Annotated in this window: 24 protein-coding genes; 4 read left to right on the top strand and 20 right to left on the bottom strand. The window is 57.2% G+C overall.

The window, feature by feature from the left end; genetic code table 11:
- The first annotated feature begins 15 nt into the window (after window positions 1-15).
- Window positions 16-1314: a serine/threonine protein kinase gene (locus AO726_RS11935; RefSeq protein WP_058068298.1), complete on the top strand. Its 1299-nt coding sequence runs from the start codon at window positions 16-18 to the stop codon at window positions 1312-1314.
- A 31-nt stretch (window positions 1315-1345) separates the two neighbouring features.
- Entirely contained in the window at window positions 1346-2083 is a 738-nt protein-coding gene (locus AO726_RS11930) for an MlaA family lipoprotein (protein WP_058068822.1), read from the top strand.
- A 65-nt stretch (window positions 2084-2148) separates the two neighbouring features.
- Here the strand turns inward: AO726_RS11930 and AO726_RS11925 are convergent, their stop codons facing one another.
- The 10 genes from AO726_RS11925 to ccmA all read right to left on the bottom strand — a co-directional run bounded on the left by AO726_RS11925 (window position 2149) and on the right by ccmA (window position 9444).
- A complete protein-coding gene (locus AO726_RS11925; RefSeq protein ID WP_058068297.1) occupies window positions 2149-2478 on the bottom strand; it encodes a hypothetical protein in 330 nt (109 codons plus the stop codon).
- Window positions 2475-3689, bottom strand: coding sequence for a c-type cytochrome biogenesis protein CcmI (gene ccmI, locus AO726_RS11920; RefSeq protein WP_058068296.1), 1215 nt, complete (start codon window positions 3687-3689; stop codon window positions 2475-2477). Before ccmI ends, AO726_RS11925 begins: the two co-directional genes overlap by 4 nt.
- Window positions 3689-4171 carry a cytochrome c-type biogenesis protein gene (locus AO726_RS11915; RefSeq protein ID WP_058068295.1) on the bottom strand — a complete coding sequence of 161 codons (483 nt, stop codon included), beginning with the start codon at window positions 4169-4171 and terminating at the stop codon, window positions 3689-3691. Before AO726_RS11915 ends, ccmI begins: the two co-directional genes overlap by 1 nt.
- On the bottom strand, window positions 4168-4704 hold the full coding sequence (locus AO726_RS11910) for a DsbE family thiol:disulfide interchange protein (protein ID WP_058068294.1): 537 nt from the start codon (window positions 4702-4704) through the stop codon (window positions 4168-4170). Before AO726_RS11910 ends, AO726_RS11915 begins: the two co-directional genes overlap by 4 nt.
- On the bottom strand, window positions 4701-6674 hold the full coding sequence (locus AO726_RS11905; protein ID WP_058068293.1) for a heme lyase CcmF/NrfE family subunit: 1974 nt from the start codon (window positions 6672-6674) through the stop codon (window positions 4701-4703). The genes AO726_RS11910 and AO726_RS11905 overlap by 4 nt, the downstream gene beginning before the upstream one ends.
- Window positions 6671-7138: a cytochrome c maturation protein CcmE gene (gene ccmE / locus AO726_RS11900; RefSeq protein ID WP_058068292.1), complete on the bottom strand. Its 468-nt coding sequence runs from the start codon at window positions 7136-7138 to the stop codon at window positions 6671-6673. Before ccmE ends, AO726_RS11905 begins: the two co-directional genes overlap by 4 nt.
- The gene (gene ccmD / locus AO726_RS11895; RefSeq protein ID WP_058068291.1) at window positions 7135-7311 is read right to left on the bottom strand and encodes a heme exporter protein CcmD; all 177 of its coding nucleotides are present in this window, start codon (window positions 7309-7311) and stop codon (window positions 7135-7137) included. The genes ccmE and ccmD overlap by 4 nt, the downstream gene beginning before the upstream one ends.
- Window positions 7308-8066, bottom strand: coding sequence for a heme ABC transporter permease (locus tag AO726_RS11890; RefSeq protein ID WP_152987295.1), 759 nt, complete (start codon window positions 8064-8066; stop codon window positions 7308-7310). The genes ccmD and AO726_RS11890 overlap by 4 nt, the downstream gene beginning before the upstream one ends.
- A 74-nt stretch (window positions 8067-8140) precedes the next feature.
- Window positions 8141-8812 carry a heme exporter protein CcmB gene (gene ccmB / locus AO726_RS11885; RefSeq protein WP_058068290.1) on the bottom strand — a complete coding sequence of 224 codons (672 nt, stop codon included), beginning with the start codon at window positions 8810-8812 and terminating at the stop codon, window positions 8141-8143.
- Window positions 8809-9444, bottom strand: a complete 636-nt coding sequence (ccmA, locus tag AO726_RS11880; RefSeq protein WP_058068820.1) for a cytochrome c biogenesis heme-transporting ATPase CcmA — start codon at window positions 9442-9444, stop codon at window positions 8809-8811. The genes ccmB and ccmA overlap by 4 nt, the downstream gene beginning before the upstream one ends.
- Window positions 9445-9608: 164 nt before the next feature.
- On the opposite strand from ccmA, the gene fliK reads away from it, so the two are divergent.
- Both fliK and AO726_RS11870 read left to right on the top strand, forming a co-directional pair.
- The gene (gene fliK, locus AO726_RS11875) at window positions 9609-11141 is read left to right on the top strand and encodes a flagellar hook-length control protein FliK (protein ID WP_058068289.1); all 1533 of its coding nucleotides are present in this window, start codon (window positions 9609-9611) and stop codon (window positions 11139-11141) included.
- Entirely contained in the window at window positions 11138-11470 is a 333-nt protein-coding gene (locus AO726_RS11870) for an EscU/YscU/HrcU family type III secretion system export apparatus switch protein (RefSeq protein ID WP_058068288.1), read from the top strand. Before fliK ends, AO726_RS11870 begins: the two co-directional genes overlap by 4 nt.
- A 110-nt stretch (window positions 11471-11580) precedes the next feature.
- Here AO726_RS11870 and AO726_RS11865 read toward each other — a convergent pair whose 3' ends face one another.
- The 10 genes from AO726_RS11865 to AO726_RS11820 all read right to left on the bottom strand — a co-directional run bounded on the left by AO726_RS11865 (window position 11581) and on the right by AO726_RS11820 (window position 20546).
- Window positions 11581-11988, bottom strand: coding sequence for a DUF2802 domain-containing protein (locus tag AO726_RS11865; protein WP_177330553.1), 408 nt, complete (start codon window positions 11986-11988; stop codon window positions 11581-11583).
- Window positions 11989-11991: 3 nt separating this feature from the next.
- Window positions 11992-12471, bottom strand: a complete 480-nt coding sequence (locus AO726_RS11860) for a chemotaxis protein CheW (RefSeq protein WP_058068287.1) — start codon at window positions 12469-12471, stop codon at window positions 11992-11994.
- 105 nt (window positions 12472-12576) lie between these two features.
- Window positions 12577-13389: a CheW domain-containing protein gene (locus tag AO726_RS11855; RefSeq protein ID WP_058068286.1), complete on the bottom strand. Its 813-nt coding sequence runs from the start codon at window positions 13387-13389 to the stop codon at window positions 12577-12579.
- A gap of 86 nt (window positions 13390-13475) precedes the next feature.
- Complete coding sequence (locus tag AO726_RS11850; RefSeq protein ID WP_058068285.1) at window positions 13476-14264, bottom strand: ParA family protein; 789 nt, start codon at window positions 14262-14264, stop codon at window positions 13476-13478.
- Between the two features lie 51 nt (window positions 14265-14315).
- Window positions 14316-15185 (bottom strand): flagellar motor protein MotD, encoded by an 870-nt coding sequence (gene motD / locus AO726_RS11845; RefSeq protein ID WP_058068284.1) that lies wholly within the window; start codon window positions 15183-15185, stop codon window positions 14316-14318.
- 12 nt (window positions 15186-15197) lie between these two features.
- Complete coding sequence (locus AO726_RS11840) at window positions 15198-15938, bottom strand: flagellar motor protein (protein WP_058068283.1); 741 nt, start codon at window positions 15936-15938, stop codon at window positions 15198-15200.
- The gene (locus AO726_RS11835; protein WP_058068282.1) at window positions 15938-17083 is read right to left on the bottom strand and encodes a protein-glutamate methylesterase/protein-glutamine glutaminase; all 1146 of its coding nucleotides are present in this window, start codon (window positions 17081-17083) and stop codon (window positions 15938-15940) included. Before AO726_RS11835 ends, AO726_RS11840 begins: the two co-directional genes overlap by 1 nt.
- A gap of 43 nt (window positions 17084-17126) precedes the next feature.
- Window positions 17127-19352, bottom strand: coding sequence for a chemotaxis protein CheA (locus tag AO726_RS11830; protein ID WP_058068281.1), 2226 nt, complete (start codon window positions 19350-19352; stop codon window positions 17127-17129).
- Between the two features lie 11 nt (window positions 19353-19363).
- Window positions 19364-20152: a protein phosphatase CheZ gene (locus AO726_RS11825; RefSeq protein ID WP_058068280.1), complete on the bottom strand. Its 789-nt coding sequence runs from the start codon at window positions 20150-20152 to the stop codon at window positions 19364-19366.
- 19 nt (window positions 20153-20171) lie between these two features.
- A complete protein-coding gene (locus AO726_RS11820) occupies window positions 20172-20546 on the bottom strand; it encodes a chemotaxis response regulator CheY (RefSeq protein ID WP_177330552.1) in 375 nt (124 codons plus the stop codon).
- Between the last annotated feature and the right edge of the window lie 60 nt (window positions 20547-20606).

Raw genomic sequence — 20606 nt, 5'->3', positions numbered from 1 at the left:
GCCAGAGACTTTGCCATGTCGTACAGATCACGCTTGCTCGCCTTAGTAGGATGCTTGGCCACCGCGAGCCAACTGCACGCAGCCGATATAGACGCCAGCACCTATGGCTATCCGCTGACTAATCCTTTTGAAGCCACAATCGCCACCACACCATCGATGTTGCAGCCCACGCTGCCATCAGATGACAAGATCAAACAGGCCGACTACAAAATTCAACTGCGCCCGGAGCGCGAGTTTGAAGTCCCGGAAAACTTCTGGTCGGTGACTAAGATGCGCTATCGCTTGGCTGAACAGCCTGGCAAAGCACCACTGATCTTTATCATCGCGGGTACAGGAACCCCCTACTCCGGTAGCACTCCAGACTATCTGAAGAAGCTCTTTTACGGCGCGGGCTATCACGTAGTACAGCTTTCATCCCCGACCAGCTTCGACTTTATTGTCTCCGCATCCCGTACCGCCACGCCGGGCCTGAGCCAAGACGACGCCGCCGACCTGTATCTGGCCATGCAGGCAATCCGTGCCAAGCACCATGACCTTGAAGTCAGCGACTTCTACCTGACCGGTTACAGCCTCGGTGCCCTGAACGCAGCCTTTGTCAGCAAAATGGACGAAACCAAACAGAGCTTCAATTTCAAGCGGGTGCTGCTGCTCAACCCGCCGGTGAACCTGTACACATCCATCACCAACCTCGACAAACTGGTACAGACCCACGTCAAGGATGTGGATGACACCACCACTTTCTATGAGTTGGTGCTGAACAAACTGGCTCGCTACTTTCAGAGCAAAGGCTATGTCGATATTAACGAAGCCATGCTTTTCGACTTCCAGAATTCCAAGGAACAGCTCAGTAACGAACAGCTGGCCATGCTGATTGGCACTGTATTCCGCTTTGCCTCGGCGGATATTGCCTTCACCTCAGATCTGATCAACCGCCGTGGGCTGGTGACACCTATCGGCTACCCGATCAAAGAGGGCACCAGCCTCACGCCGCTCTTCAAAAACGCGCTGTACTGCGACTTTGATTGCTACATGACCGAGCAACTGATTCCGATGTGGCGGGCCCGCACGGGTGGTGGCAGCGTCACCCAGCTGGTCGACGAAATCAGCCTCTATGCTCTCAAAGACTACCTGCAAAACAACAGCAAGATCGCAGTGATGCACAACGCCGACGACATCATCCTAGGCCCCGGAGACATTGGTTTTCTACGTCAAACCTTTGGCGATCGCCTGACCCTTTATCCATACGGTGGCCATTGCGGCAACCTCAACTATCGCGTCAACAGCGACGCCATGCTGGAGTTCTTCCGTGGCTAAGTTCGTCTCCTACAGCCTGTGCGCAGGCCTGATGCTGACAGGCACCCTGGTTCACGCCCAACCAGCCGCTGACGCCGACGGTTTCAAGAACCCGCTGCAGCAGCTGCAGTTTAATCCGGGACTGGATCAACGTGAGTTTGAACGCTCAACCCTCAACGCCCTGAACGTCTATGACCCGCTGGAGTCTTGGAACCGCCGCGTTTACCACTTCAACTACCGCTTCGATGAGTGGGTGTTTTTGCCGGTGGTTGAAGGCTACCGTTACATCACCCCAGACCTGCTGGAGACGGGTGTCAGCAACTTCTTCCGCAACCTCGGCGAAGTTCCCACCTTGGTTAATAGCGTGCTCCAGCTCAAGCCCCAACGTTCGATGGAAACCACCGCGCGCCTGATGATTAACACCCTGCTGGGCATTGGCGGAATCTGGGACCCAGCGACCAAAATGGGTCTGCACCGCAACGCTGAGGACTTTGGCCAGACGTTGGGCTACTACGGAGTCCCCGCTGGCCCCTATCTGATCCTGCCGCTGTTGGGGCCCTCCAGCGTACGTGATGCAGCTGGCCTGGCAGCTGACTACGGCACCAAGCATTACGTCAATTGGCTGAATGTGGCTGAAACCAGCAGCAACCACCCAGAGATCACCCTGCTGGAAATTGTTGATCAGCGCTCCACCGTAAACTTCCGCTACGGCCAATTGAACTCTCCGTTTGAGTACGAAAAGGTCCGGTTCGTCTATAGCGAAGCGCGAAAGTTGCAAGTGGCTGACTAACATCCCAGCGCCCACAAAAAAGGCCGCCAGAGCTGAACCCTGGCGGCCTTTTTCATTGGGACAAATTAATGCCCGTAATAGCGCGACAAGCCTGGCGGCACACCACTGGTGTCAGTCGCTGTCCACGGACCACTGACGGATGTGGACCAGCTCCAGCCTGCGTCCCAGCGATAATAGGTGCGCTCTCGGTAATACAGATGCGGCGTGCCTGACACCACGTACACACCCAGCACAGCATCCCAACGGCTTTGCACACCTGGCGGCGGAGCAAAGCGCGGATGATTACTGCTCGCACCGGGCTTAGCCGCCGGTACTGGCGGCGTAACCGGAACCTGTACGCAAGCGCCGAGGCTAAATATCCCCAGCAGCACCAGCGCACGACTCAGTCGGATCATGGCTGGCGTACGTCCGCGGTATCAATCAGCAGGTTCTGGGCTTCTTTGCTGTCGCTGGCCACTGCCGGACCATTCGCTACCCACTCGCCAGCGGTTGCATTGCCGCTGCGGGAAATACGTGCAGCCAACTGGACCTGAGCAAAGCCGGAGATTTTCATGTCCGGCATCATCGCGTCGTTATCCGACAGCGTCACTTCAGCAGGCAGCTCCGAGACTTTCAGGCGCTTAACCGCAAGTGGCATCGGTGGGCCAGAGACAGCTCGGGCAAATACAAACACAGTGTCATCTGCCTGAACTTTGCTTTTCAGCTCATCAGCCAACGCCACGCGTACCGTCAGGCTGTGCACAGCTGCCGGAGCAGTGGCTGGCAGCTGCTCGCCCGACTCCGCCGCATACTGCTCACGCGCCCGCTGAATCCCGCCTTCAATGGCCTGACGCGAAGGGTCTTCAGCAGGCAGCAAGGCCACCAGCTTCTGCCAGTTCTCCACGGCAACTGCATAGCGTCCTTCCTCAAAAGCCGCGATGCCCAGCAGGCCCAGAGTGGTTGCCTCATTCGGATCAGCCTTAAGCGCTTCATCACTGAGACTCTGCAGCTGATCAGTCCACTTTTTGTCACCGGCGAAGTACAGCGCTTGCGCCCACTGGCCCAACAACTCAGGTGCACGGTTGGCCAGATTGACGGCTTTTTCGAACGCCGGAGCCGCATCAGCGGCCCGATCCTGAGCCATATAAGCACGACCAAGGAAATACCAGCTCTCAGGCGATTCAGGGTTCATCTTGACCGCTATCTCAAGACGCTCAGTCATTTCCTGAATGTCTTTGGGCTGCTGAGCAAACAGGCGTGCCTGTTCGATCTCTTCCTGCGCGCCCCAGTGCATGTACAAACCAATGCCCACAAACGGCACCAGTACCGCGGCAATCAGGGGAATGGCCGAGCCCAAACGGCGCTGTACCGGCAGCGCCTGGGCACCTTCGGTATCCGCCAGTAGCTCACGTGCAGCTTCATCGCGGCCATCGGCCAGCTGTTGGTCACTCAAAGCTCCCGCAGCATGCTGCGCTTGCAGCTCGTTCAGACGTTCCTGATACAGGGTGACGTTAAGGGCAGTGCGATCCTCTTCCGCCTGAGCCTTACGGCCACGCAGAATGGGTATCAGCAGAAACGCCAGAGCAGCCAACAACAACAGCCCGGCACACAACCAGAATTCGATCATCAGTCTTTCTTATCCAGAGGCGAGTTAAGCAATGCCGACAGGCGCTGCTGTTCATCCGCAGACAGCCCGGACGCCGAGCCTTCACTGCTGACACGGCGACGGCGTACAAGAATTACGCCCAGCAGAATAAAGCCACCGACCAGCAAACCGGCCGGGCCGTACCACAGCAACAGAGTGCGGCTAGTCACAGGAGGGTTATAGAGGACGAAATCGCCATAGCGGCTGACCAGATAATCGATGATCTGATCGTTGCTCTTGCCCTCTTCCAGCATGCGGAAGATCTGCGCGCGCAGGTCCATAGCAATTGGCGCGTCAGAATCCGCAATGTTCTGGTTCTGACACTTCGGGCAACGCAGCTCCTCCACCAGATTGCGATAGCGCTGACGCTCCGCCTCATTGGCAAATTCGTAGGTATCGATAGCTGCCTGGGCCGTGCTGAAGATAGCCAGCCCCAACGCGACAGCGCTCAGAAAGCGTTTCATGGCTGCGCCTCATCCACCAGTTGCTGATACAGCGGGGCCAGTTGCTCGCGCCAGACACGCTCATCAATCACTCCGACAAACTTGTGACGGATGATGCCGTCCTTGTCGATCAGGAAGGTTTCCGGCGCACCGTACACGCCCAGATCTAGCCCCAGACTGCCAGCAGGATCGGCCACGTTAAGCTGGTACGGATTGTGGAAATCCTTCAGCCACTTCTGCGCAGCAGCGTTGTCGTCTTTGTAGTTGACGCCATAGATGTTCACACCCATCTCAGCCAGCTTGTTCAGCACCGGATGTTCAACCCGACAGGCTACACACCAGGTCGCCCAGACGTTGACCAGCGCAGGCTTGCCCTTGAGGTCGGCCTCAGTCATCGACTTGCCCGTTTGCACATCAGACAGGGCGAAGGCCGGCAGCGGTTTGCCAATCAGTGCTGAAGGCAGCTCCGACGGATCAAGAAACAGGCCACGATAGAGAAACACCGCAATACCCAGAAAAACCGCCAGGGGGATCAACAACAACAGACGTTTCATGCTTTGGCCTCCGTCATGCCCAGCGCATCACGTACACGTGTTCTGACTTTCATCCGGTAGCGCTTGTCAGCCGCCGCAAGGAAGCCACCGAAGCCCATCAGTAAGCCACCCAACCAAATCCAGCGCACAAACGGCTTGATGTGCACACGCACCGCCCAGGCACCGTTATCCAACGGCTCGCCCAAGGCGACGAACAGGTCACGGGTCAGTCCGGCGTCAATGCCCGCTTCAGTCATGGTTGCCTGTTGCACGACATACAGACGTTTTTCAGGGTGCAGCACGGACAGCTCTTCACCGTTTTTGAGGACACGCACGGTGCCTTTATCAGAGGTGAAGTTAGGGCCTTCAAAGTGTTTGGCACCTTCAAAAACAAACTGGTAACCGCCAATCTCCACGCTGTCGCCCGGAGCCATGCGCATATCACGCTCGTAACTACCCACGCTGGTCAGCACCACGCCCAGGGCACAGACAGCCATACCCAGATGCGCCAGGTGCATGCCCCAGTAGCTGCGCCCAAGCGTTGGCAAACCTTTGAGCAAACCTTTGTGACGGGTCTTGTCGAAGATGTCACGGATAGCGGCGAAGATGATCCAGGCTGCCAGCAGCCAGACCGCCAACACGCCCCAGTTAAAATCGCCGATCAGGAAAGTCGCAGCCACAGCCAGCACAACACTGCCGATCAGTACCGGGCTGAGCATGCTGATCAGCCAGTTCAGCGGCGTGTCTTTCCAGCGCACGATCACGCCGACCGCAATCATTGCCATCAACAGCGCCATCAGCGGCACGAACAACGCATTGAAATAAGGTGGGCCAACCGACAGCTTGGCTCCGCTGATCGCATCCAGCACCAACGGATACAGGGTGCCGAGCAGGATCATGGCAGCCGCCACCACCAGAATCAGGTTATTCACCAGCAGGAAGGTCTCCCGCGACCACAGGGCAAAGCCCACCTGGCTTTTCACCACCGGTGCACGGATGGCGAACAGGGTCAGCGAACTGCCCACAACCACCAGTAAGAAGGCCAGCACGAAGGTACCGCGCTCAGGGTCACTGGCGAACGCATGCACCGAGGTCAGCACGCCGGAACGGACCAAGAAGGTCCCCAGCAAGCTCAGGGAAAACGCGGCAATGGCCAGCAACACGGTCCAGCTTTTGAACACGCCACGCTTTTCAGTAACCGCCAGCGAGTGAATCAACGCGGTACCGACCAACCAAGGCATAAAGGATGCGTTTTCAACCGGGTCCCAGAACCACCAGCCGCCCCAGCCCAGCTCGTAGTACGCCCACCAGGAGCCCAGCGCGATGCCAATGCCGAGAAAGGCCCAGGCCACAATCGTCCACGGACGCGACCAGCGTGCCCAAGCTGCATCCAGCTTGCCGCCCAACAAAGCAGCAATGGCAAAGGCAAAAGCTACCGAGAAGCCCACATAGCCCATGTACAGCATCGGCGGATGCACGATAAGACCGAAGTCCTGCAGCAACGGGTTAAGGTCGCGGCCATCGGCTGGGGTATCGAACAGGATGCGCTCAAACGGGTTGGAGGTGACGATCAGGAACAGCAGGAAACCGATGCTGATGATGCCCATGACCGCCAGCACGCGGGCGAGCATCTCTTCAGGCAACTGGCGGGAGAAGATCGCCACGGCGAAAGTCCAGCCCGCCAGAATCAGGCCCCACAGCAACAGCGAGCCTTCGTGGGCACCCCACACCGCGCTAAACTTGTAGTACCAAGGCAACATGCTGTTGGAGTTGTGGGCGACATAAGCAACGCTGAAGTCGTCTACCAGAAACGCATAAGTCAGGCAGATAAAGGAAATCAGCAGGAAGGCGAACTGCCCCCATGCCGCAGGCTGTGCCAACCCCATCCACTGACGGTCGCCACGCCAAGCGCCGATCAATGGCAAAGTGGCCTGCACCACTGCCATGCACAGCGCCAGAATCATAGCCAGATGGCCAAGCTCAGGAATCATTGAGCGCTCCCTTGTGTCGCTGCGTCGTGTTTCTGCTTCATCCCACTCTGTTCCAATGCCTGCATCACTTCCGGCGGCATGTAGTTTTCATCGTGCTTGGCCAGCACTTCGTCAGCAACCAGCAGGCCTTCGGCGTCCAGTTTGCCCATGGCGACAATGCCCTGCCCTTCACGGAACAGGTCAGGAAGAATGCCGGTGTAGCTGATGGTGACGTTATGCGCACCATCAGACACCACGAATCGGGTTTCCAGCGAATCCGCTGAGCGCTTAACCGAACCGGCCTCGACCAAACCACCGGCACGGATGCGAGTGTCTTGCGGCGCTTCACCGTTGGCGATCTGAGTCGGGGTGTAGAACAGGTTGATATTCTGTTGCAGCGCGCTGAGTGCCAACGCAACGGCGATGCCTACGCCAGCCAGAATCGCCAGAATGATAAACAGGCGTTTTTTACGCACCGGATTCACTTAATTTCCTCCCGGCGCAAACGACGCGCCTCGTCTTGCAGGTAACGGCGACGTGCCAGAAGCGGCAGTGCCACGTTCAGCGCCAACACAGCCAAAGTAATGGCATAGCAGGACCAAACGTACGGACCATGGGTGCCCATGGCGATAAATTCACTGAAACTGGTGAAACTCATTTTCTTTTCTCCACCAGAGCTTTGACTTCGGCCTTTACCCAGCTGCTGCGGGCCTCACGTTTAAGTACTTCAAGGCGCATGCGCATCAGCAACACCACAGCGAAAAAGCAGTAGAAGCCGAGCACCATAATCAGCAGCGGCATCCACATTTCGAACGGCATCGCGGGTTTTTCCACCACGCTGAACGTGGCAGGCTGATGGAGGGTGTTCCACCACTCCACCGAGTATTTGATGATCGGAATATTGATCACACCAACAATCGCCAACACCGCACAGGCCTTAGCGGCGCTGTCACGGTTGGTGATAGCTTGGCCCAGGGCGATCACGCCGAAGTAAAGGAATAGAAGAATCAGCATCGAAGTCAGGCGTGCATCCCAGACCCAGTAAGTGCCCCAGGTCGGTTTGCCCCACACGGCTCCTGTGACCAGCGCAATCGCCGTCATCCAGGCACCAATCGGTGCTGCCTGTTGCAGGGCGACATCGGCCAGTTTCATTTTCCAGACCAGGCCGACAATGCCTGCCACCGCGAGCATGACGTAAATTGACTGGGCCAGAAATGCCGCTGGAACATGGATATAGATAATTCGGAAGCTGTTTCCCTGCTGATAATCCGGCGGCGCAAAAGCCAGCCCCCAGACCATGCCAACGATCATCAAGACAACAGCAGCCGCGGCCAGCCAGGGCAGCCAGCGTGAGCTGATCTCGTAAAACCACTTGGGCGAGCCGAGTTTATGAAACCACGTCCAGTTCATCAGGTTACTCATCAATGCGAGGCCATTTGGCAGGGCGGTTCATGCCTTCCTGCTCAGCCGGCCGATACGGCTTATCGTTACTCTGCAACGCTGATCTTCAGACCTGCGGCAATTGCAAAAGGTGTCAGGGTCACCGCCAAAGCAGTGAGGCTGGCCAGCCACAACAAATGACCGACCGCCGGCAATCCTTGCAGGCTGGCTTGTAGCGCTCCACTGCCGAGAATCAGCACAGGGATGTACAACGGTAGGATCAGTAACGCCAACAACAAACCACCGCGCTTAAGGCCTACAGTCAGGGCCGCGCCAACAGCTCCCAGCAAACTCAGAATAGGTGTTCCCAACAGCAGCGAGAGCAGCAATACCGGCAGACAACGTCCTGGCAACCCCAACATCAGTGCCAGCAGCGGCGCCAGCAGCACCAGAGCCAAGCCGGAAAACAGCCAGTGTGCCAGCACCTTTGCCAGAACCAGAAGAGGCAGGGGGTGCGGCGAAAGGACCCACTGCTCCAGTGATCCGTCTTCAAAATCACTGCGAAAAAGCCCGTCCAGCGAGAGCAGTACGGCTAACAATGCCGCCACCCATATCAGCCCCGGCGAAAGGCTTTGTAACAACTGGGTTTGTGGGCCGACGGCCAACGGAAACAAAGCGATCACAATGGCAAAGAACACCAGTGGATTGGCCAGCTCGGCCGGACGTCGAAAGAGCAAGCGCGACTCGCGGGCAAGCAAAAGGGTAAAAACATTGCTCATGATTGGCACTGCCCCAGATCAAGCGCGCGATAGCCTGCAGGTTTCAGGGTCATTTCGTGGTGAGTGGTGAGCACTACCAGTCCACCTTGTTCACAATGCTGTGCCAGATGGCTCTCGAGTTGCGCGACAGCGGCTTTGTCCAGTGCGGTGAAGGGCTCATCCAAGACCCACAGGCTTGGGCCCGGCAGATACAGACGGGCCAGGCCCACTCGACGCTGCTGCCCCGCCGAAAGGGTGTGGCACGGCACATCTTCAAAACCGCGCAGACCGACTGCGGCCAACGCGTTCCAGATGGCTTCACGGCTAACCGGTTGATGCAGGGCACACAGCCAGGTCAGATTTTCTTCCGCCGTGAGCAGCCCTTTGATCCCCGCTGCATGGCCAATCCACAGCATTGTGCGGCCCAGCTCTTCACGCTGCTCCGCCAGCGCACGACCGTTAAGCAGAATCTGCCCATCGGTCGGTGGCATCAAACCGGCAAGAAGGCGCAACAAACTGGTTTTGCCGCTGCCATTCGGGCCAATCACCTGAAGCATCTCACCGGGCGTCAGGCGCAGATCCAGACGCTCGAAGAGCATGCGCCAATCCCGCTCACAGGCGAGCGCTACGGCTTCAAGAACAGGGCTGGTCAAAACATCCACACCTACATTCAATGGCTAAACGGCTTCAAGTCGGCCGGGCTTTGGCCGCTATATACTGACGCAATAGAAATGCGCAGCCGCAACGACGGGGCGCGATTATACATGTCTGCCCTCTCCTCTCGCAGCGGGCATTTTCGACAGGGTGTAACCCGCCAATGAGTGAAATCAGCAGTTCCCGGCCACTTCCGCCCGCCAACACCGTTAATCGGCCGGCTACCCCTGCCAGCGATCTGACAGTACGCCTGCAACAACCTATGGAAGATCTGCTGGTTGCCGGTGAAACCGCCAAGGCCGAGGTCATCGCACAAAAGGCCCTCGCGCAGAACTTTCAACTACTGCTACGCCTGACCCTCGACAATGGCCGGCAAGCCCTGCTGGAAGCCAACAGCTCGCGACCACTCGAACAAGGCAGCACACTGGCCGTGACCGCGCTGTCACAGACACGCCTAGCGCTGTCTGCACTGACGGGGAGCAGCAACAAGCCGATGACCAGTCTAGATCTGGAACAGCTCCCGGTTGGTACTTTGATTCAGGGCAAAGTGGTGTCCCGTGAACAATTGCCCGGCACAACCACCTACCGGGTCATCGTTAATCTGCTCAACACCTCACTGGCTGGCAGCCAGCTGGCGATCGACAGTGACACCGCCCTGCCCATTGGCAGCCTGCTAAGCGCACGGGTTCAGAGTAACCAGTCGCTGGGGTTTATACCGTTAAGCGGTCGGCTCGACCAGCTAGCCCTGAGCCAGCAACTCGGCGGGCAGCTCAGCCGCCAGGGCTCACTCGAAGGGCTGTTCACAGCTCTGCAAGGTTTACGCGCAGGCGGCGGGCTGCCTGATGGGCTGGCCGGTGCCCTGGAGAAGCTCTTTGCCTCCCTGCCTGACGCAGCTCAACTGAGCACAGCCAAAGGCCTGGCCAAAGCTTTGGAAAACAGCGGAGTGTTCCTCGAGGGCAAACTGCTGGGAGGGCAGACCCAAGGGCTTTCCGCCGATTTGAAAGCCAACCTGCTACGCCTGATCAGCCAGATGATGCCCGGCGCACTGCCCGGCACCGCTCCAGGCGCAGCAGCCAGCTCCAGCGCGCTGGCTCAGGCCTTACCCGCAATGGCCCGTGACCTGCTGCAGACCCTGAACAAAGCCGGCACCCGGCAGCTGGGCTTGAGTTTTCCGCTGCCAACCCGGCTGATGAAAAACGAAGAAGGTGAAGATGACCTGGAGGCCACGCTTAAACTCGCCGCTGCCGCCATCGCCCGCCTGCAAACCCATCAGTTGTCCAGCCTGACTCAAAGCCAGACCGGCCCGGACGGCAATCTGTTGACCACCTGGCAGTTGGAAATCCCCATGCGTAATCAGCATGAAGTGGTGCCATTGCAGGTCAAACTGCAACGCGAAGACAGCAGCGACAAGAAAAAAGAGAAACAGGAGACCCTGTGGAGAGTTGAGCTAGCGTTCGACGTCGAACCACTGGGGCCGATGCAAGTTCAAGCGCAACTGGCCCACGGCCTGTTAGCTAGCCAACTCTGGGCGGAACGTGAACAGACAGCTCGCCTCATTGATGGCGAGCTCAATCACTTGCGTCAGCGCCTGAATGAAGCAGGCCTTAACGTCTCAGAACTAGTGTGTAACCGTGGAATTCCGCCCCAAGGTCCGCGTACAACCTTGGAACAACGCTGGGTGGATGAAACCGCATGAAAAAGAAAGCGCCACGTCAGGCTATTGCCCTCAACTACGACGGACACAATGCCCCCGTTCTCAGTGCCAAGGGTGATGACGAGCTGGCGGAAGCCATCCTCGCCATTGCCCGCGAGCATGAAGTACCGATCTACGAAAATGCTGAACTGGTCAGGCTGCTTGCCCGAATGGAGTTGGGCGAAGCGATCCCTGAACAGTTGTACCGTTGCATCGCAGAAATCATCGCCTTCGCCTGGTATCTGAAAGGCAAGTGCCCGGAGGGCTTTACTCCAGCAGCCCAAGAAGCTGCTGACGAGTCACTGCCCCGCCTGCCAGGGCCACAACACTGAGTTGACTGGTAATGAAGCAGACATTCTGCGACCGGAGTCACTCCTACAGGGTTTAGGAACTCGGCAGGAGCCACTTCAGCCGCGAAAACTGCGGCAGGTAGCGCTGCAAATTAGCGCCGCGCCTGCTGCATCTTGCTGATCAGCTCAGCTTCGCCCTGGCTCAGGCCGCAGGACTGTGTCAGCTCATCGACACTAGCCCCCATCCCGGCCAACCGGGCAGCCTGCGTGAAGGACAGACTGCTCGGATCGCGCTGCTCAATCTGATTGAGCTTATCCGGCAGCGGCGCCACGACACGCCGCAATTCCTGCAGCTCTTCGCCCATTTTCACACTGCCGGTCAGGTAAGCATCCAAACGGCGGTCCAGCTCCCTGATCCGCCGCTCTAATACACTCTCACGATCTCGCTGCCGGTTTTCTGCCTCGCGCAGCAGCCTGGAAAACCAGACGCACACTCCTGCCAGCCCCATACTGAGCAAGAGCACTGCAACGAGTAGTACAACAAGCAGCACATCAAGCATGACTTAGATGCTCTCCAGCTCTGACCACTCTTCCTCGGTCATCATTTTGTCCAGTTCAACCAGAATCAGCAGTTCGCCGTTCTTGTTGCAAACGCCCTGAATAAACTTGGCGGACTCATCATTGCCGACATTAGGCGCAGTCTCGATCTCGGACTGACGCAGGTAAACTACTTCAGCCACGCTGTCGACCAGAATACCCACCACCTGCTTGTCCGCCTCGATAATGACGATGCGGGTATTGTCGGTCACTTCGCTGGAGTCCAGACCAAAGCGCTGACGGGTGTCGATTACAGTCACGACGTTGCCGCGCAGGTTAATGATCCCCAGTACATAGCTGGGAGCGCCCGGCACCGGGGCGATCTCGGTGTAACGCAACACTTCCTGGACCTGCATCACGTTGATGCCATAAGTCTCATTGTCCAGACGGAACGTCACCCACTGCAGAATCGGATCTTCAGAACCTTGTGCAGAACTCTTTTTCATATTCCCTAGCCTCATCAATAACCGCTTTCACGGCGTTGGCGGGTGTTGGCCCCGCGCGCATTACTATAGATGCAAAGCTGCATTGAGCGTACAGCGCTGCGTAGATCAGTGAACTTGCCCCGGCTGCATGCTGCGGGTTGCGCCGCTGGCAATCAGTTCGGCCAGCGCAGCCACATCCAGCAGCGCGCACATATGTTCAATTACGGTACCAGCCAGCCAGGGCCTTTGGGTTCGCTGACTGCGCCATTTCACTTCAGCCGGATCGATTCGGATTGAGCGGCTGACCTGATGCACCGCCAGGCCCCACTCATAGCCACCAACTGAAATCACATACTGCAGGTTATCGCGGAACTCATCACGGTAGCGATCAGGCATCACCCAGCGCGCTGTATCCACCACCTTCAGGTTGCCGCTTTGAGAAGGCAGGATGCCGAGAAACCAGTTCGGCTGACCAAATAGAGGCGTGAGTTCCTGACCTTCAAGGGGATAAATCGAGCCTAAGGATACCAGCGGAACCGCCAGCGTCAGCCCTGCTACATCAAACAGCAGGCACTCAAACGGTCCATCCGCCCACTCAGGGCGCTCTCTGAACACTTGAGCCGGCGGCTGGGGCTCATTAGCTGGCTGCCCCCAGGGTGTCGGCTCATCGATCTGAACCGGAACGGCCGGCTGCAGCTGAACCACTTTTTGCACCGGCTCACTTGGTGTAACCAGCGGAGCTACCACAGCTACTGGCTCCGGGCGGTTCAGGCGGGCGTCACGCACCTGCTCTTCGAGCACAGCCAACTCGAACTCATCCGGGCTGATGCTGGTGCTTTCCGATACGGACAACTCCACCGCAGCTTCTTGCAGCAAATCATCCAGATAGGACTGCAAAGCCAGTTGAGTTCGGTTAGCGGTGGCAAGTGGACGGCTCATGGGTACAACCTGAAATAACAAAGTCTAAAGGCTATCGGCCGGCTCTGCGCCTGACTTGAGTTTAACTGCTGCTGACAACTGTGCATTTACGCAACCTGTGGAGCCAGTGAACGCGACAGTAGGTGCTTGAGCAAAACCCGGTAAGCAATAACGCCACGGCTGTTCTTGTCAAACTGAGAAGGCGTACGCCCTGCTCTACTGGCATCGCGTAAACGGGTATCCACGGGGATATAGGCCTGCCAGAGCTGCTCCGGGAACATATCGCGCAGTACACGCAAAGTGCTCAGAGAGGCCTGAGTGCGGCGGTCAAACAAGGTCGGCACGATGGTATACGGCAAGGCCTGACGACGTGAGCGGTTAATCATCTCCAGCGTATTGACCATTCGCTCCAGCCCTTTAACCGCCAGAAACTCAGTCTGCACCGGAATCACTAGCTGTTGGCTGGCAGCCAAAGCGTTGACCATCAACACCCCAAGCAAGGGCGGGCTGTCGATAATGGCGTGATCAAAATCCTGCCAGAGCTGCGCCAGACTCTTCGCAACCACCAGGCCCAGACCGTTTTGCCCCGGCGACTGACGCTCCAACGTCGCCAACGCGGTACTCGACGGTAACAGGGAGATCAGCTCATGGCTGGTTGGCAGCAACAAACTTTTAGGCAGTCCTTCTGGGACGCTACCGTTATGTTGAAACAGGTCAAAACAGCTGCGATCAAGCGTGTCCGGGTCGTGCCCGAAATAACTGGTCATCGAACCATGCGGATCAAGATCGACCACCACCACGCGGCGGCCGGCATCGGCCAGCAAACCTGCCAGCGCGATTGATGTGGTGGTCTTACCGACTCCACCTTTTTGGTTGGCTACTGCCCAGACTTTCATCGTTTTCATCCTCCCGGTGCAGCGGATGCCAGACCGAGATCAATGCCCTGCCTAGAGGACCGGCGACGGTGATTTGACGGCTCCCACTTGTGGGAGCGCTGTAACTGGCGCTGGTGCAGATTGCGTGCCAGCCTGGGGTACAGCCGGTGCTTTGCTGCTCTGCGTATCGTCAGCCTTGATATGGCTGCGGCGCACATCCACGTCGCGAGAGACCACTAGCACCACGCGGCGATTGCGAGCGCGGCCTTCCGGTGTGTCATTAGCGGTGACCGGCTGATGTTCGCCATACCCTACAGCGGCCAGACGCCTGGGATTAACCCCATCCATCGCCAACATGCGCACCACGCTGGCGGCGCGGGCAGTAGAGAGTTCCCAGTTAGTGGGATATGTGGCCGTCTGAATCGGCTGATCATCGGTAAAGCCTTCGACCTGAATAGGGTTCTCATAAGGTGCCAGAATTTTGGCAACCCGCTCGATGATCTCGAATGCATCGTTATTGGGAATTGCGTCGCCGCTGCCAAACAACAGGCTGGAACTCAGTTCGATTTCGATCCAGGTTTCACTGCCGCTGATTTTGAGCTGGTCAGACTTGATCAGATCGCCGAAAGCTTCCCTCACACTGTTAGCAATCCTCTCAAGCGAATCAACCTGGCTGGCAGAACTGTTTTCATCCACCAGTGAACGGTCCGGCTCTGTGGTACGCGGGCGTTCATCCCCCACTGGAATCGGTTTAATAGCGCGGTCCGCCTCGCTAAACACGCCGGTCAATGAGTCCGAAAGTATCTTGTACTTGCCTTCGTTAATTGAGGAGATCGAGTACATCACCACAAAAAAGGCGAATAGCAGCGTGATGAAATCCGCGTAGGACACCAACCAGCGCTCGTGGTTTTCATGTTCTTCGTGCTGGCGTCTGCGAGCCATGGCGATTCCCCATCAATCCATGAAGCCTTGCAGCTTCAATTCGATGGAGCGCGGGTTTTCCCCTTCGGCGATAGACAGGATGCCTTCCAGCAGCATCTCCCGATATCGGGACTGACGCTGCACGACTGATTTGAGCTTGTTGGCAATTGGCAACAGCAGCAAGTTGGCTACCCCCACCCCATAAATGGTGGCGACAAAGGCAACAGCAATACCGCTGCCGAGCATGCTCGGATCAGCCAGGTTGCCCATGACGTGAATCAGCCCCATCACCGCACCAATAATGCCAACGGTGGGCGCATAGCCGCCCATGCATTCGAAAACCCTGGCTGCCTGAAGATCACGGGCTTCCTGGGTGTACAAATCCACTTCAAGAATACTGCGAATGGCCTCAGGCTCTGCACCATCGACCAGCAGTTGCAAGCCCTTTCGGGCATATGGATCAGCTTCGGAATCGGCTACTGCCTCAAGCCCCAGAAGGCCTTCTTTGCGCGCAGTCATGCTCCAGCCAACAACCCGATTGATGCCACCGGAGAGATCAATCTGGGGCGTCAAAAAAATCCAGCCGATGATGGACAACGCGCGCTTGAAGACTGTCATCGGGGTCTGCAGTAATGCAGCCCCGAGTGTACCGCCCAACACAATTAGTGCAGCCGGGCCATTGAGCAATGCGGAGACATGGCCACCTTCCAGATAGTTACCACCCAAAATGGCAACAAAGGCCAGGATGACCCCGATAATGCTCAATACATCCATCAGGAGCAGGCCTCCGCAAGATAGCGTCCGATGTCATCCAGCGAGTACACCGCATCAGCCAGATTGGCTTTGACCACGGCCATTGGCATGCCGTAAATCACACAACTGGCTTCATCCTGCGCCCACACCTGACTACCACCCTGCTTGAGTAAACGCGCACCCTCACGGCCATCAGCGCCCATACCGGTCAGCACTACCGCCAGGACTTTATCCCCGTAAGACTTGGCCACCGAGGCAAAAGTGATGTCGACACAAGGCTTGTAGTTCAGGCGCTCGTCACCGGGATGGATTTTCACCACACCACGGGCATCGATCATCATCTGCTTACCCCCCGGAGCCAGCAGCGCAAGGCCGGGGCGTACCACGTCGCCATCCTCAGCTTCTTTGACGCTGATCCGGCACAGTTTGTCCAGACGCTCAGCAAAAGCCTTGGTAAAGGCTGCCGGCATGTGCTGAATCAGCACAATCGGAGCCGGAAAGTTGGCGGGTAACTGTGTCAACACCCGCTGCAGCGCCACCGGGCCACCGGTGGAAGTTCCAATCGCCACCAGCTTGTAAGACCTACGCTTAGGAGCGGGACTATTGGCCGGAGCGGATGAACTGGCATGCGGCTGAGCCGCCGGGCCAGACGTGCCCGCTCGCGGAGCAGCTGCCCCAGGGGTAGGCCGGACCGCCGGGCGCGCGCTGCTCGGACCGGGGGCCGCCGGCGCAGGTGCTGCACTCAGGGAAGAGCCCAGTCCGCGGCGGTTACTGCGGGAAATCGTGTTGATCTTCTCGCACAGCAGCTGTTTGACCCTTTCAGGGTTGCGGGAAATATCCTCAAAGTTCTTCGGCAGAAAGTCGACGGCCCCCGCCTCCAGCGCATCGAGTGTGACCCGAGCGCCTTCGTGAGTCAGCGAGGAGAACATCAGAACCGGAGTCGGACAGCGCTGCATGATGTTGCGCACAGCCGTGATGCCGTCCATGGTCGGCATCTCGTAGTCCATGGTGATGACATCCGGTCTCAGTTCGAGAGCCTGATCAATGGCCTCACGGCCATTGGTGGCTGTCCCTACGACCTGAATATTCGGATCAGTTGAAAGAATCTCCGACACACGCCGACGGAAAAAACCGGAGTCATCAACTACCAGCACCTTAACAACCATAAATACTCCCAAACGGTGCGACTAATACCTGCACCGCAAACAATCACATACGACGTGCGTACCGTTTAAGCATGCTGGGTACATCCAGGATCAGGGCAATACGGCCGTCACCTGTAATGGTTGCGCCGGACATACCGGGGGTGCCCTGCAGCATCTTGCCCAGAGGCTTGATTACCACTTCTTCCTGCCCAACCAGTTGATCGACGACAAAACCAATGCGTTGACTGCCAACAGTGAGAATAACCACATGGCCCTCGCCCTGCTCTTCATGGCTAGCGCCATTGACCAGCCAGCGCTTGAGGTAGAACAGCGGCAGTGCTTTGTCACGTACGATCACCACTTCCTGCCCGTCAACTACGTTGGTACGTGACAGATCCAAGTGGAAAATCTCGTTAACGTTCACAAGCGGGAAAGCGAAAGCCTGATTACCCAGCATGACCATCAGCGTCGGCATGATCGCCAGTGTCAAAGGAACCTTGATGACGATTTTCGAGCCTTGCCCTTTGCTCGAATACACGTTAACCGTGCCGTTAAGCTGGGAAATCTTGGTCTTCACCACGTCCATGCCGACACCACGGCCAGACACGTCGGAAATCTCAGTCTTGGTAGAGAAGCCCGGGGCGAAAATCAGGTTATAGCACTCGAAATCGCTCAACCGCTCTGCGGCGTCCTTATCCAGCATGCCTTTCTCAACAGCCTTGGCACGCAGAACATTGGCATCCATCCCTTTACCATCATCAGAGATAGTCAGCAGGATGTGATCCCCCTCCTGCTCGGCAGCCAGCACGACCTTGCCGCTGCGAGACTTGCCGGACGCCTCGCGCTCGTCCGGTGTTTCGATACCGTGGTCAACCGCGTTACGCACCAAGTGCACCAGCGGATCGGCCAGCGCCTCAACCAAGTTTTTATCCAGGTCAGTCTCTTCACCAACCAGCTCGAGGTTGATTTCCTTTTTCAAATTACGCGCCAGATCACGCACCAAACGCGGGAAACGACCGAAGACTTTCTTGATTGGCTGCATGCGGGTCTTCATCACCGCGGTTTGCAGATCAGCCGTAACCACATCAAGGTTTGACACAGCTTTGGACATGGCTTCATCCGAGCTGCTGGCGCCCAGACGCACCAAGCGGTTACGTACCAGTACCAGCTCGCCGACCATGTTCATGATTTCGTCGAGGCGCGCGGTGTCTACACGGACTGTGGTTTCAGCCTCGGTCGCATGCGCAGCTTTATCAGCCGCAGGTGCTGCAGCCTTGGCCGGGGTCTCTTTGGCGGCAGCAGGCTTAGCAACAGGCTTCGCTGCTGGTTTGGGTTGTTCAGCAGGCTTGGCAGGTTCCACAGCTTTGACCGGCTCTGGTGCTTTAGCAGCAACAGGGGCTGCAGGAGCTTTAGCAGGCTCAGCCTCACCAAACTTACCTTTGCCATGCAACTGATCCAACAGCGCTTCGAATTCGTCGTCAGTGATTTCATCACCACCGGTGCTTGCAGCAGATTCAGCGGCAGGCTCAGCAACAGGTGCTACCACCTGAGGCGAGAATTGTCCCTTGCCATGTAACTGATCCAGCAGCGACTCGAATTCATCGTCAGTGATTTCATCACCTCCCGCAGCGGTAGCGGAAGCATCTGCAACGGGCGTCACTGCTTCGGGCGTAAACTGACCTTTGCCGTGCAGTTGATCCAGCAGCGACTCAAACTCGTCATCAGTGATCTCATCATCGCCAGCGGCGGCGGCAGCCTGGCTGGCGGACTCATCCAGCGCGCCTAGCAGCTGCTCAAACTCGCTGTCAGTAATGTCGGCGGAAGAAACCTCAGCTACAGGTTCCGGCTGTGGCTCCGGCTCCACCACAGTCTCTTCAACCGCAGCGGATTCTTCTGCATTGCCAGGCTTGGCAAGGCGTGCCAATGCTTCCAGCAGCGCAGGTGAAGCCGGGGTCAGGTCCGTACGCTCACGCACTTCGGTGAACATGCCATTAACTGCGTCCAGTGCTTCCAGCACCACATCCATGAGGGCCGAGTCGACACGGCGCTCGCCCTTACGCAGGATGTCAAAAACGTTTTCTGCAATGTGACAGCATTCGACCAGCTCATTGAGCTGGAGAAAACCCGCACCACCTTTGACGGTGTGAAAACCGCGAAAGATGGCATTGAGCAGATCCATGTCGTCCGGACGACTCTCCAGCTCTACCAGCTGCTCGGACAGTTGTTCAAGAATCTCGCCGGCCTCCACCAGAAAGTCCTGGAGGATTTCTTCATCGGCGCCAAAGCTCATAAGGGTTGCTCCTAAAATCCTAGGCTAGAAAGCAGATCATCAACATCGTCCTGACTGGACGCGACGTCTTCACGCTTATCGGCATTAATCTGCGGACCTTCACCTTTGGAAGGTTCTTTTTGTTGTTCCTGCTCGGCGCGAATCAACTCGTAGTTGTGCTCGATACCAGCAAACTGGTCGACCTGACTGGCCATAATCACCAACTTCAGCAGGTTTTGCTCAACCTCGGTCACCAGTTGTGTCACCCGCTTAATGACTTGCCCGGTCAGGTCCTGATAGTCCTGAGCCAGCAGAATGTCATTGAGATTGCTGGAGACGGTCTGGTTATCACGCACGCTGCGTGCCAGAAATTGTTCAACCCGTTTGGCCAGATCACGAAAGCCGTCAGCGTTCATTTCACGGCGCATAAAACGGCCCCAATCATCGCTCAGGCTTTTTGCCTCATCGGCAATGCCATTAAGCACAGGGGCGCTTTCTTCAACCAGGTCCATGGTGCGATTGGCTGCATTCTCAGTCATCGTCACCACGTAGTTGAGGCGCTCGGTCGCATCCGTGATCTGGGAAATTTCAGTGGCGTACGGAACCCGTGGGTCAATCTGAAAGTTGACGATGGCGTTGTGCAGCTCACGCGTCAATTTACCGACCTCGTGGTACAGACCACGGTCGCGTGCCTTGTTCAGCTCGTGAATCAGTTGAACTGCGTCGCCAAACTTGCCTTGCTCGAGGCTCTCAACCAGTTGGCGGGCATTTTTCTTCAAGGTCGACTCAAGTTCGCCTTGCACGGAGTCTTTGTATTCCATAGCACCCTCATGCCGAACCTCAGCCGTTAACCCGTTCGAAAATCTTTTCGATCTTCTCTTTCAGAACCTGTGCGGTGAACGGTTTAACTACATAGCCGTTTACGCCAGCCTGAGCCGCTTCAATGATCTGATCGCGCTTGGCCTCTGCAGTCACCATCAAGACCGGCATGGACTTCAGACGATCATCCGCACGCACCGCACGCAGCAGATCAATACCGGTCATGCCCGGCATGTTCCAATCCGTCACCAGAAAGTCGAAATTGCCGCTTTGCAGCATCGGCAACGCAGTGGTGCCATCATCCGCTTCTGCGGTGTTGGTGAACCCCAAGTCACGCAGGAGGTTCTTAATGATCCGTCGCATCGTAGAGAAATCATCAACGATGAGGATTTTCATATTCTTGTCCAAGTCGACCTCCGTACAGTCCCAAACGCACCCAACTGTGTGTATGCGCTT

It is taken from the genome of Pseudomonas sp. TTU2014-080ASC (genome assembly GCF_001446935.1).
Taxonomy (GTDB): domain Bacteria; phylum Pseudomonadota; class Gammaproteobacteria; order Pseudomonadales; family Pseudomonadaceae; genus Aquipseudomonas.
This window is presented reverse-complemented; position numbering and strand designations above follow the sequence as displayed.